General features: G+C 68.3%; 12 protein-coding genes and 1 pseudogene. 5 read left to right on the top strand and 8 right to left on the bottom strand.

All coding sequences use genetic code 11. From position 1 onward, the window contains the following. The first annotated feature begins 38 nt into the window (after nt 1-38). Genes pnuC through ACIQF0_RS25420 form a run of 3 tightly spaced genes read left to right on the top strand, consistent with a single transcriptional unit; the run spans nt 39 to nt 3,029 of the window. A complete protein-coding gene (gene pnuC / locus ACIQF0_RS25430) occupies nt 39-608 on the top strand; it encodes a nicotinamide riboside transporter PnuC (RefSeq protein ID WP_401033097.1) in 570 nt (189 codons plus the stop codon). Continuing rightward, nucleotides 605-1,666, top strand: coding sequence for an AAA family ATPase (locus ACIQF0_RS25425; protein WP_401033095.1), 1,062 nt, complete (start codon nt 605-607; stop codon nt 1,664-1,666). The genes pnuC and ACIQF0_RS25425 overlap by 4 nt, the downstream gene beginning before the upstream one ends. Then, the gene (locus ACIQF0_RS25420) at nt 1,644-3,029 is read left to right on the top strand and encodes a YibE/F family protein (protein ID WP_401033094.1); all 1,386 of its coding nucleotides are present in this window, start codon (nt 1,644-1,646) and stop codon (nt 3,027-3,029) included. The genes ACIQF0_RS25425 and ACIQF0_RS25420 overlap by 23 nt, the downstream gene beginning before the upstream one ends. Here ACIQF0_RS25420 and ACIQF0_RS25415 read toward each other — a convergent pair. After that, a complete protein-coding gene (locus ACIQF0_RS25415; protein ID WP_401033092.1) occupies nt 2,950-3,303 on the bottom strand; it encodes a DUF1304 domain-containing protein in 354 nt (117 codons plus the stop codon). The genes ACIQF0_RS25420 and ACIQF0_RS25415 overlap by 80 nt on opposite strands. Before the next feature lie 45 nt (nt 3,304-3,348). Here ACIQF0_RS25415 and ACIQF0_RS25410 point away from each other — a divergent pair, with 45 nt between their 5' ends. Next, a complete protein-coding gene (locus ACIQF0_RS25410) occupies nt 3,349-4,185 on the top strand; it encodes a fused MFS/spermidine synthase (RefSeq protein WP_360032026.1) in 837 nt (278 codons plus the stop codon). A gap of 22 nt (nt 4,186-4,207) precedes the next feature. Here the strand turns inward: ACIQF0_RS25410 and ACIQF0_RS25405 are convergent, their stop codons facing one another. The 3 genes and pseudogenes from ACIQF0_RS25405 to ACIQF0_RS25395 all read right to left on the bottom strand — a co-directional run bounded on the left by ACIQF0_RS25405 (nt 4,208) and on the right by ACIQF0_RS25395 (nt 6,875). Next, the gene (locus tag ACIQF0_RS25405; protein ID WP_319978863.1) at nt 4,208-4,834 is read right to left on the bottom strand and encodes a hypothetical protein; all 627 of its coding nucleotides are present in this window, start codon (nt 4,832-4,834) and stop codon (nt 4,208-4,210) included. Nucleotides 4,835-4,923: 89 nt separating this feature from the next. Continuing rightward, a pseudogene (gene hisS / locus ACIQF0_RS25400) lies at nt 4,924-6,174 on the bottom strand (histidine--tRNA ligase); the annotation flags it as partial. 5 nt (nt 6,175-6,179) lie between these two features. Further along, on the bottom strand, nt 6,180-6,875 hold the full coding sequence (locus ACIQF0_RS25395) for an MBL fold metallo-hydrolase (RefSeq protein ID WP_401033090.1): 696 nt from the start codon (nt 6,873-6,875) through the stop codon (nt 6,180-6,182). Nucleotides 6,876-6,989: 114 nt separating this feature from the next. Between ACIQF0_RS25395 and ACIQF0_RS25390 the strand changes: the two genes are divergently transcribed. Then, nucleotides 6,990-7,847: a peptidylprolyl isomerase gene (locus tag ACIQF0_RS25390; RefSeq protein ID WP_360032034.1), complete on the top strand. Its 858-nt coding sequence runs from the start codon at nt 6,990-6,992 to the stop codon at nt 7,845-7,847. Between the two features lie 62 nt (nt 7,848-7,909). On the opposite strand, the gene ACIQF0_RS25385 is transcribed toward ACIQF0_RS25390, so the two are convergent. The 4 genes from ACIQF0_RS25385 to ACIQF0_RS25370 all read right to left on the bottom strand — a co-directional run bounded on the left by ACIQF0_RS25385 (nt 7,910) and on the right by ACIQF0_RS25370 (nt 12,220). Then, complete coding sequence (locus ACIQF0_RS25385) at nt 7,910-10,195, bottom strand: RelA/SpoT family protein (RefSeq protein WP_396425201.1); 2,286 nt, start codon at nt 10,193-10,195, stop codon at nt 7,910-7,912. 170 nt (nt 10,196-10,365) lie between these two features. Beyond that, on the bottom strand, nt 10,366-11,118 hold the full coding sequence (locus tag ACIQF0_RS25380) for an SDR family oxidoreductase (RefSeq protein WP_401033088.1): 753 nt from the start codon (nt 11,116-11,118) through the stop codon (nt 10,366-10,368). 24 nt (nt 11,119-11,142) lie between these two features. After that, nucleotides 11,143-11,391, bottom strand: coding sequence for a DUF397 domain-containing protein (locus ACIQF0_RS25375; protein ID WP_401033086.1), 249 nt, complete (start codon nt 11,389-11,391; stop codon nt 11,143-11,145). Next, a complete protein-coding gene (locus ACIQF0_RS25370; RefSeq protein ID WP_401033084.1) occupies nt 11,366-12,220 on the bottom strand; it encodes a helix-turn-helix domain-containing protein in 855 nt (284 codons plus the stop codon). The genes ACIQF0_RS25375 and ACIQF0_RS25370 overlap by 26 nt, the downstream gene beginning before the upstream one ends. Between the last annotated feature and the right edge of the window lie 27 nt (nt 12,221-12,247).

Here is a 12,247-nt window from a genome sequence, read left to right as displayed (position 1 = left end):
ATTCGAACACATGTTCGAACAGCGGTCAAGGAGCGCACGTGTCACCCGAAAAGGTTGTCGAGATCGCGGGCTTCATCACCGGAGCACTCTGCGTGTGGCTCGTGGCCAGGCAGAACTCCTGGAACTGGCCGATCGGCATCGCCAACAACATCGCGTTCTTCGTGCTGTTCTGGGGCAGCGGCCTGTACGCCGACTCCGGACTGCAGGTCGTCTACGTCGTGCTCGCGGTCTACGGCTGGTGGGCGTGGCTGCGCGGCGGCGACCAGCACAGCACGCTGCACGTCAGCCGCACGACGAACGTTCAGTGGATCTGGCTCGCGGTCGCCGGCGTGCTCGGCACCGGCCTGCTGCACTGGGTCCTGACCACCTTCACCGAGTCGACCGTGCCCTTCTGGGACGCCGTCACGACGGTGTTGTCGCTGCTCGCGACCTGGGGCCAGGCCCGCAAGAAGATCGAGTGCTGGTGGCTGTGGATCGCCGCGGACGTGATCTACGTGCCGCTCTACGCGTACAAGGAGCTGTATTTGACGGCAGTGTTGTACGTGGGGTTCATGGTGCTGTGCGTGATCGGCCTGCGCAACTGGATGAAGGACGAGGTGCGCGTGTGAAGGAGTTCGAACACGCCCTCGTGCTCGGCAAGTTCTACCCACCTCACAACGGGCACCACCACCTCATCGGGACGGCGGCCTCCCGCAGCGTTCGCACGACCGTCACGGTGCTGGCGGCCTCGAACGAGACCATCCCGCTCGAACACCGCGTGCGCTGGCTGACCGAGACGCACGCCACGACTCCAGGCGTTCGCATCATCGGCGACCTCGACGACCACCCGATGGACTTCGACTCCGACGAGATCTGGAACCTGCACGTCGCGCTGACGCGCGCGGTGCTCGCCAGACGGGCGATCGCGGACGGAGATCCGTCGAAAGCCCCGGTCGACGTCGTGTTCTCCAGCGAGAAGTACGGCGACGAACTGGCCGAACGGCTCGGTGCGCGGCACGTGCTCGTCGACCTCGACCGCCTCACGCACCCGGTCTCCGGCACGGCGATGCGCACCGATCCCGTCGCGAACTGGCACCACCTCGCGCCCGCGACCCAGCGCGGCCTGGGCTGGAAGGTCGTGGTCGTCGGCGCAGAGAGCACCGGCACGACGACACTGTCCACACAGCTCGCCGCGCATTTCGGAGCACCCTGGATCCCCGAGTACGGCCGCGAGCACACCGAACACAAGCTCGCCGCCGCACGATCGTTCGATCCGCACGCCACCGTGGACAGTCTGGTGTGGACGCTGGGCGACTTCGAAGATGTTGCCCACGAACAGGAACGCCGCATCCAGGCCGAGACCGCACCACTGGTCGTCGCGGACAACGACGCGTTCGCCGCGACCGTCTGGGGCGAGCGCTACCTCGGCTTCCGGCCGGACCTCTTCCTGGGCAGCGAACCGGACCTGTACCTGCTGACCGACCACGTCGGCGTTCCGTTCGAACAGGACGGCTGGCGCGACGGCGAGCACCTCCGCGAGTGGATGACAGGCCTGTTCGAACGCGAACTCACGCGGCGCGGTGTGCCGTGGCTGAAGCTCACCGAGGACAGGTTCGCAGCGGCCGTGACGGCCGTCGAACATCTCATGGGGCAGGATGTCGCGCGTGGGTCACGGTCACGGGCATAGCCATGCGCTGAGCGAGGAACCGGCGTCGCAGCGCGTGCGCACGTTGCTGATGTGGCTGTTGGTGCCGTTGGCACTGGCCACGATCGTCGGCGCCGCGCTGCTCTACCCGTTCGGGGTCGAGCAGAAGACCGGCGCGGAGATCGGCCTGCACCAGGTGCCGGTCGAGGCCGTCGTCACCGGCGTGGCCGAGAACTGCGGCGAGAAGTGCGTCGCGGTGACCGTGAAGATGACCGACGGCGCCGCGAGCGGGCAGAGCATCACGATCCCGAGCGTGAAGGGCCCTGGAGCGCCGAGCTTCCAACTCGGCGACGAGGTGGTGCTGTCCTACGCGGGCAGCCAGCCGCAGGCCGCCGAGTCGTACCAGATCGTCGACTTCCAGCGCGGCTGGTCGCTCGCCGTGCTGGCGCTGCTGTTCGCGGCCGCCGTGCTGCTGCTCGGACGATGGCAGGGACTCGCGGCACTCGGCGCGTTGCTGCTGAGCTTCGTGGTGCTGGTGCTGTTCGTCATGCCGTCGATCCTCGCGGGCAAGAACCCGCTGATGGTCGCGGTGGTCGGCGCCGGGCTGATCATGTTCGTGGTGCTGTACCTGACGCACGGCATATCGGCGCGCACGTCGACCGCGGTGCTCGGAACGCTCGTCAGCCTCGCGCTGATCGGGGTGCTGGGCGCGTTGTTCTCGGCCCTGTCGAAGCTGACCGGCCTGGACGAGGACACGACGAACCTGGTCACGCTGCTCGGCACCAGCATCGACACCCGCGGGCTGCTGCTCGCCGGAACCCTGATCGGCGCGCTGGGCGTGCTCGACGACGTGACGGTCACGCAGACCAGTGCGGTGTGGGAGCTTCGGCGGGCCAACGACAAGCTGACGTGGCGCGAGCTGTTCGCGGCGGGCTCGCGGATCGGGCGCGACCACATGTCGTCCGTCGTGAACACGCTGGTGATGGCCTACGCGGGCGCGGCACTGCCGTTGCTGCTGGCGATCTCGCTGGCCGGGCGGTCCATGGGCGAGATCCTGACCTCACAGCAGATCGCGCAGGAGATCGTGCGGACCCTGGTCGGCAGCATCGGCCTGGTGGCCGCGATCCCGGTGACGACGGCGCTGGCCGCCCTGGTCGCGGTACGCCAAGAGGTCGCCCCGATCGCGGTCTCCGAACCTGAGCCTGAGCCCAAGCCCGAACCGAAGACCGTGAAACGCGCCGCGAAGCCCGTGAAACCACGGCCCGCGCGGATCGAGGGCGACCTCTTCACCGGCTACGACCCCGACAAAGGGCCGTGGGAACGTCCTAGTGAGCCAAGAGCACGAAGAGCAGCGCCAGCACGCCAGGCACCACCTGCACGAAGAAGATCTTCCGGCTCGCCGTGAACGTGCCGTAGATGCCCGCGACGATCACGAACACCGTGAACAGCACGGACGCGCCGAAGTCCTGGCGGATCAGCGCGTAGATCAGGCCGGCCGCGAGGAAGCCGTTGTAAAGACCCTGGTTCGCCGCGAGGGCCTTGGTCGACTGCGCGTACTCGGGCGTGAGACCGAACGCCTTCTGGCCGCGCGGCGTCGTCCAGAGGAACATCTCCAGCACCACGATGTAGAGATGGATCACCGCCACGAGGGTGATCAGAACGTTCGCGACAACCTGCACTTGGGTCCTCCTCTGGACTGACACACCCGGTGAGACAATAGAGCAGTGGGAAGACAGCGGCCCGACACCGAGGCGATCACCGAGTCGATCGACTCCGGCGTCGCCGAACTGGTCCCCGACATCGGTGGACGACGCTCCTGGACCTTGCGGGTCAACGGAACCCCACAGTCGCATGTGGACCTGGACGACCCGACCTATCTGGAGTTCGAGTACGTCCGCCGGCTGGGTCACATCGTCGATCTCACCGCGCCTTCGCGTGTGCTCCACCTCGGTGGTGGCGCTCTCACGCTAGCGCGCTACGTGGCCGACCTACTGCCTCGGGCGTCTCAGCAGGTGGCCGAGATCGACGCGGGCCTGATCGCGTTCATCCGCCGCGAGCTCCCGCCGCCCCCACGAGTGAAGATCACCACAGGTGACGCCCGCGCCGTGCTGGTCAAGGCACGCCCCGGCTCGTTCGACCTGATCGTGAGCGACTGCTTCGCGGGAGCCCGCACCCCCGCGCACCTGACGTCGGTCGAGTTCGTGAAGCAGGCCTCCACGGCACTGGCCGACGACGGGATCTACACGGCGAACATCGGCGACGGCAACGGCCTGCAGTTCGCACGGTCCCAGTGCGCGACCGTGCGCTCGGTGTTCGAACACGTCTGCGTGCTCGCCGAACCGGGCGTGTTCCGGGGCAGGCGCTTCGGCAACTTCGTGATCATGGCCTCGCACAACGGCCTGCCGATGCAGCAACTGACCCGCGCGACCGCCGGAGACCCGTTCCCCGGCCGCGTCGAACACGGCACGGGGCTGACGAAGTTCATCGGCGGCGCGCCCGTCACGACCGACGCGACCGCGATCCTGTCCCCCGCACCGCCCTCGGGCCTCTGGGGCACCTGAAAGGGCGGCGCCGTCGGGGACTTCAGTCCAGTGACGTGACGAACTTCGACACGGCGTCGGGATGGAGCTTCTGCGCCATCCGGCCCGCCGGGGCCAGCGAGCCCAGCCGGTACAGCGGCCGTTCCGCCGCCGCCATCCCGCGCGCCTCGGCCCGCAACTGGGCCACGAGCAGCTCCGAGAACACCAGACCGGGCGTGTCACCCCGCGCGGCCAGCGCGTCGGCCAGGCGGCGGAGCTGGTAGACGCCCAGCTCGCGGCCGCCGGTGCCCGCGTACATCGACAGGGCGATGTTGATCGCCTTCTTGTTGCCGCGCACGAACAGGCCGACGGTCCGCGCGCCACGCAGGTCGGTGACCAGCAGGTCGAGCCCGTCCGCGACGGCCAGGTCGACCTTGCGGGTGCCGAACGCCCGCACGTAGACCGTCGTGCCCTCCAGCCACACCGTGCGGCGCGCCTCGGACATCGCCAGCAGGATCACCGGCACCGACACGATCAGCCCGGCGATGACACCGGACCAGCGGCCACCGATGAAGCCCACGATCGCGCCGAAGGCGAGGGCGACCATGAGGCCGCCGATCGCCACCATGCGCGCACGCTTGCGGACCGTCGCCTTGTCGAGCAGGTCGAGAACGAGCTTGTCGTCGCTCACGGTGTCTCTCGCACCGCCTCGGCCGCCACGGCTCCCGCGTCCGAAGCCAGTCCTTCGGCACCACCCGGCACAGCGGCCACGAGCGCGGACGGCTTGAGCGCGGCCTGCACCGCCTCGATCACGTCCGTCAGCGCCACGTCGACCTGCTCACCGGTCGCGAGGGTCTTCACGCCGATGTTGCCGGCCTCCAGGCCGCGGTCGCCGAGCACGAGCGCCAGCTTCGCGCCCGACTTGTCGGCGGCCTTGAAGCCCGCCTTCATCGACCGGCCGCCGTAGACCAGGTCGGTCCGCACACCGGCGGCACGCAGCTCGCCGGCGATCGCGACCAGACGGGCCCGCGCGGCCTCGCCCAGCGGCACGCCGATCACGTCGACGCGGCTGAACTCCGGCAGCACGCCCTCGGCCTGGGCCGCGAGCAGCGCGCGGTCGACGCCGAGACCGAAGCCGACGCCGGACAGGGACTGACCGCCGAGCTGTTCCATCAGGCCGTCGTAGCGACCGCCGCCGCCGATGCCCGACTGGGCGCCGAGACCGTCGTGGACGAACTCGAACGTCGTCTTCGTGTAGTAGTCGAGGCCGCGGACCATGCGCGGATTCTCGACGAACTTCACGCCCAGCTCGGTCAAGTACCCCTTGACGAGCTCGTAGTGCTCGCGGCAGCCGTCGCACAGGTGATCCACCATCAGCGGCGCCTCGGCGACCAGCGCGCGCACCTCGGGGCGCTTGTCGTCCAGCACGCGCAACGGGTTCAGCTCGGCACGCTGCCTCGTCGCCTCGTCCAGCGGCAGCTTCGCCAGGAACGCCTGCAGCAGCTCGCGGTAGGCCGGGCGGCAGTTCGCGTCGCCCAGCGACGTGAGCTCCAGGCGGTAACCGGTGAGGCCGATCGCGCGGAACCCGGCGTCACCGACGGCGATGACCTCGGCGTCGAGCGCCGGGTCATCGATGCCGATGGCCTCGATGCCGACCTGGTGGAACTGCCGGTACCGGCCGGCCTGCGGCGCCTCGGCGCGGAAGAACTGGCCCGCGTAGTAGAGCTTCGCCGGCAACGAGCCGCGGTCGAGGCTGTGCTCGATCACGGCCCGCATCACGCCCGCGGTGCCCTCGGGGCGCAGCGTGATGGAGCGCTCACCGCGGTCGAGGAAGGTGTACATCTCCTTCGTCACGACGTCGGTCGACTCGCCGACACCGCGCGAGAACAACGCCGTGTCCTCGAAGACCGGCAGCTCGATGTAGCCGTAGCCCGCGAGCTCGGCGGCACGGGTCAGCGTCGACCGGACGTGCGCGAACGCGGCGGACGTCGGCGGGATGTAGTCGGGAACGCCTTTGGGTGCGGAAAACACGTGTCTCAGAGTCCTCGGTGCGGGGCGGCCGGAGCGTCCTGCAGCTGGAGCAGGTAGGGGTTCGTCGCACGCTCGCGGCCTATGGTCGTCGTCGGGCCGTGGCCGGGCAGCACCACTGTGTCATCGGGCAAGGTCATGACCTTGCTCTGCAGAGACGACAACATGCGTGAGTGGTCACCGCCAGGCAGGTCGGTGCGTCCGATGGAACCGGCGAAGAGCGTGTCACCCGAGATCACCAGGCGACCGCCTTCCTGCGTGCCGGAGCGGAACATCACCGACCCGCCGGTATGGCCCGGCGTGTGGTCGACGGTGATCTGCAGCCCGGCGAGGTCGAGCGCGGCGCCGTCGGTGAGCTCGCGCACCTCCGAGGGCTCGCGCATCTCCAGCTTGCCGCCGAAGAACGCGGCCGTCTCGGCGCTGATGCCCTTCAACGGGTCGGCGAGCATCGCTACGTCATCCGGGTGGATGTACGCGGGGATGTCGTTGCCGTCGCAGACGGGCGCGACGGAGAAGGTGTGGTCGAAGTGCCCGTGCGTGAGCAGCACGGCGACAGGCGCGAGACGGTGCTGGCGCAGGGCCTGTTCGATCGGTTCGACCGCGTCCTGACCGGGGTCGATGATCACGCAGGGCTCGCCCTCACCGGCCGCCAGGACGAAGCAGTTCGCCTGGAGGGCACCAGTGGGGAACCCGATCACGAGCACGAAAATGACCTCCCTGTTCAACGACAGCCTAACCACCACACAAAGCTCATATGCCCAGGCCCTAGACTGCCGAGCCGACCGCCCTATTCGCATGAGTCCCTGGGGAGGGAGCACGTGCCCACCAACGAGCAGCGACGCGCGGCAGCCAAGCGCAAGCTTGAGCGTCAGATGGTCTACCGCCAGGAGCGGGCCAAGAAGCGTCGCATCATCGCCGTCGTCTCGACGGTCGTCGTTGTTGCTCTCGTCGGAGGTGGCGTGTGGTTCCTCGCGACTAACGACGTCTTCGGTAATGGTGACGCCGCCGCGTCGGAGACTCCCACCCAGGAGTCGGTGGACAAGGCGGAGAACATTCCCACCGCGCTGCACCAGATCCCGAAGCGCCCGGCCGCGCTTCCGGAAAAGGTGAACTGTGAATACACGAAGGGCCAGGAGCCGGCGGCCAAGGAGAACACGCCGCCCGCGAACGGCGAGCAGCCCGCCACCGGCACGGTCGGCGTCACGCTCGGCACCTCGATCGGTGACCTGAAGTTCAACCTGGACCGCGCGCTCGCGCCGTGCACGGTGAACAACTTCGTGAACCTCGCCAAGCAGAAGTACTTCGACGGCACCACGTGCCACCGCCTCGTCGTCACCGGCATCCAGGTCCTGCAGTGCGGCGACCCCGGCGGCAACGGCATGGGCGGCCCGGGCTACTCGTTCAAGGACGAGGTCTACCCGGAGCTCACCTACGGCCGCGGCGTGCTCGCCATGGCGAACTCGGGCCCGGACACCAACGGCTCGCAGTTCTTCATCGTCTACGGCGACGGCGCGAACCTGCAGGCGAAGTACACGATCTTCGGCACGGTCGACGAGGAATCGCTGAAGAAGATCGACGAGGTCGCGAAGACCGGCACGATCTCGCAGCAGCCCGGCCAGGGCGACGGCAAGCCCAAGACCCCGGTCGACATCAAGTCGGCACTGGTCGCGAGCTAGATCTCACGCAGAAACGGGCCCGGAGCTTTCGCTCCGGGCCCGTTTCGCATCCTGCCCCAGTTTTACGACGCCGACGTCACGCGGTACACGTCGTAGACGCCCTCAACGCTCCGCACAGCCTTCAGAACGTGGCCGAGGTGCTTCGGGTCGCCCATCTCGAACGAGAACCGGCTGACGGCCACCCTGTCGCGTGACGTCGTCACCGACGCCGACAGGATGTTGACGCGCTCGTCGGCCAGCACCTTCGTGACGTCCGAGAGCAGCCGGTGCCGGTCGAGCGCCTCCACCTGGATGGCGACCAGGAAGACGCTGGAGGCCGACGGCGCCCACTCGACGTCGAGGAGCCGTTCCGGCGACTTCAGCAGTTCGTCCGCGTTCGTGCAGTCGGTGCGGTGCACGGACACGCCACCGCCCCGCGTCACGAAGCCGAGGATGTCGTCGCCCGGCACCGGGGTGCAGCAGCGGGCGAGCTTGACCCACACGTCGCCCGCGTCCTTGACGATCACGCCCGCGTCGCCGGTGGGGCGGCGCCGGGTGACCGTGGACGGGGTGGCGCGGTCGGCCAGTTCCTCCTCGGCGTGATCGACACCGCCGAGCTGCGCGACGAGCCGTTGCACGACATGGCGGGCCGAGGTGTGCCCCTCGCCGACCGCCGCGTACAGCGCGCTCATGTCCGAGTGGTGCAGTTCCTTGGCGAGGGCCTGCATCGAGTCGACGCTGACCAGACGCTGGATCGGCAGCCCGACGCGCCGGACCTCCTTGGTGATCGCGTCCTTGCCCTGCTCGATCGCCTCTTCCTTGCGCTCCTTGGCGAACCACTGCTTGATCTTCGCCTTGGCGCGCGGGGACGCGACGAAGCTCAGCCAGTCGCGGGACGGACCCGCACCCTCCGCCTTGGAGGTGAAGATCTCGACGACCTCACCGTTCTCGAGCTTGCGCTCCAGAGCGACCAGGCGACCGTTCACGCGGGCGCCGATGCAGCGGTGACCCACCTCGGTGTGCACGGAGTAGGCGAAGTCGACGGGCGTGGACCCCGTCGGCAGCGTCTCCACGTCACCCTTGGGGGTGAACACGAAGATCTCGCGCGCGGCGAGGTCCCAGCGCAGGCCCTCCAGGAACTCACCGGGGTCCGCGGCTTCCCGCTGCCAGTCGAGGAGCTGACGCATCCACGCCATCTCGTCGATCTCGACGGACTTGCCGTTGTGCGTGCCCTTGGTCTCCTTGTAGCGCCAGTGCGCCGCGATGCCGTACTCGGCGCGCTGGTGCATCTCGGAGGTGCGGATCTGCACCTCGAGCGGCTTGCCGTCAGGACCGATCACGGTCGTGTGCAGCGACTGGTAGACGCCGAACCGCGGCTGCGCGATGTAGTCCTTGAACCGGCCCGGCATGGGCTGCCAGGCGGCGTGGACGACACCCATGGCGGCGTAGCAGTCCCGCACCTCGTCCACCAGGATCCGGACGCCCACGAGGTCGTGGATGTCGTCGAAGTCCCGGCCGCGGACGATCATCTTCTGGTTGATCGAGTAGTAGTGCTTCGGCCTGCCCTCGACCTTGGCGACGATCCGCGCGGTCTCGAGCTGCGAGTTCAGCTCCTGGACGACGGTGCGCAGGTACGTGTCGCGACTCGGCGCGCGCTTCGCGACCAGGCGGACGATCTCGTCGTACTTCTTGGGCTGCAGGATCGCGAACGCGAGGTCCTCCAGCTCCCACTTGACCGTCGCCATGCCCAGGCGGTGAGCGAGCGGCGCGAGCACTTCGAGCGTTTCGCGGGCCTTGCGAGCCTGCTTCTCCGGCGGCAGGAACCGCATGGTGCGCATGTTGTGCAGCCGGTCGGCGAGCTTGATGACCAGGACACGGGGGTCCTTCGCCATCGCGATGACCATCTTGCGGATGGTCTCGGCCTCGGCCGCTGCCCCCAGCTTGACCTTGTCGAGCTTCGTGACGCCGTCGACCAGCCGGGCGACTTCCTCGCCGAAGTCCTCCTTGAGCTGGTTGAGCGAGTAGTCGGTGTCTTCCACGGTGTCGTGCAGCAGCGCGGCCACCAGCGTCGTGGTGTCCATGCCCAGCTCGGCGAGGATCGTCGCCACGGCGAGCGGGTGGGTGATGTACGGGTCGCCGGACTTGCGGCGCTGCGGGCGGTGCTTCTCCTCGGCAACGTCATATGCGTGCTGCAGAAGCGCCAGATCGGCCTTGGGATGGAGGTCGTAGTGCGCGGCGGCGAGAGGTTCGAGGACCTGCTTCACCGGGGCCGCACGTTGGGCGGTGATGCGCCGCGCAAGGCGGGCGCGCACACGCCGGGTCGCCGACGGTTGAACAACCGTCGCAGCGGGTTCGGTGTCTTGACTCAACCCCACGCTCCTCGGGTCTCGCGAGTACCGAGGATAACGCGTTTACGATGCGGAAACTTCCGATGACTCGTTGAGCGGCACAGCTCACACGGTGAACGCACCCCGAACTTTTGCTGGGCCGATCAGGCGACACGCCCCCGACACGCCCTGCGACACACCCCTGGGTGGCCTCAGCCGTGAGGCCCGCCGCTCACGTAGAGCACCTGCCCGGTGACGTAGTCGGCGTCCTCGGCGGTGAAGAACAGGACGGCCCGCGCGATGTCGTGCGGCGTCCCGGTACGCCCCCGCGGAATTCCCTTCGCCTGGTGCCTGACGTGCTCCTCGAGCGTCCGCCCGGCCCGCGCCGCGCTGACCTCGGTCATCCGCGTGACGACGACCCCGGGCCCCACCGCGTTGACCGTGATCCCGACGGGCGCGAGATCGAGCGCCGCCGCCCTGGTCAGCCCTTCCAGCCCGGCCTTGGCCGCGACGTAGTTGACCCGCTCGTCGTCGACGATCGCCGAGATGCTCGAAATGTTGACCACGCGCCCCCACCCCGCCGCTCGCATGGCCGGCGCCGTGGCCTTGAGGAACAGGAACGCACCCCGCAAGTGCGTGTCGACGACCGCGTCCCAGTCCTCGAGCGGCATGTCGAGCACCAGGTTGTCCTTGGCGAACCCGGCGTTGTTGACCAGGATCTCCACGGCCCCGAACGCCTCACCGACCTCACCGACGGCCCGCTCGACCTGCACGGGATCGCTGACGTCCGCCCAGACCGCGACAGCCTGACCACCTTTGTCCCGAATCTCGCCGGCCACCGCCTGGGCGGCCTCCTCGACCCGGTCCAGCACGCCGACCCGATGCCCCTGGGCGGCCAGCGCGAGGGCGATCCCCTGCCCGATCCCCGAACCGCCACCCGTGACGAGCGCTACCCGCGACCGCACTTCACCACTCAGTTGCACAGCGGCCTAGACCCGCGCCTGCGCCACGAACGCCCGCCAGGCGGAAAGCGAGAAGGCGAGAACGGCGCCGCCTGACCCCTTGGAGTCACGGACGAGAGCGGCTTGGTCCAGCAACACCTCGATACAAGTACCGCTGTCCGTGCTGCCGCTGTAAGAGCTCTTCTGCCAGGACCGGTCGAGCGACACCTCAACGCACGAGCCGCTCGCCGTGTCCCCGCTGTAGGTGCTCTTACGCCAGGTCCGCTCGGCGGTCATGAGAGTCCTCTCGCAGTCCGCTGACGTAGTTCGCCAGCAGGCTCCTCGATTGTCCCTCATCCAAAGCGAGCGCTTCCAGCCACTTGAAGAACTCCCGGCTGTTCGCAATGGCTTTGCCGTCGTGCGCAAACACTTGTGCCACATCGGTCTCGCTGTACGCCAACGGCGTGTGCTTCTCGAAGCTGAACAACGTGCGGGCGGATCGAGTGGCGATGGCAGCACCCGCTGACATGGGAATGATGCGAAGGATGTGCGTGTGGAAAAGCAGCCTCAGGTACTGCTCCTCCATGACCGCGTCGTCGCCCACACGGATTCGCAGCGCGAGTTCGTGCACGTAGAAGAGACACTCCGGGCGGGCAGGCCGGTTCATGATCGCCTGGCGGTCAGTCCGCAGCTGAACGTACTTCTCGATGTCCTCCGGGGCGACGTTCCCGCCCTCTGTGAACAACGCCCGCGCATACTCCGGAGTCTGAATGAGGCCAGGCATGGTCAGACCGTCAAAGCTGGTGATCTTCTTGGCTGTCGCTTCCGCGAGGGCCACGGTGCGCAGGTTGTCCGACACCAGGACCACGTACGGGTCGAAGGCGTAGCGGTAGCGGGCTCGGAAGGCCTCGAAGTAGTTGCTGTCCCGGCCGCACGTCATCAGGTACTGGACGAGGTCGATCTCGCTCGCTCGGGCTTTGCCGTTTTCGATGTTGGAGACCTTGCTCGGGTCCCAGCCGAGCTGTTCGGCGAAGCCGAAGCCCGTCAGCCTGGTGTGCTTCTCGCGCAGGCGGCGCAGTTCGTCGCCCAGGTCGCGGCTGTAGGCGGTGGAGGTGATCGCGGTCATTCGTCCGACGGTAGGCATTGACCCTCC

It is taken from the genome of Lentzea sp. NPDC092896, assembly GCF_044754905.1.
Lineage (GTDB): Bacteria > Actinomycetota > Actinomycetes > Mycobacteriales > Pseudonocardiaceae > Lentzea.
The sequence above is the reverse complement of the archived record's forward strand: the minus strand, read 5'-3'. Positions and strand labels throughout refer to the sequence as shown.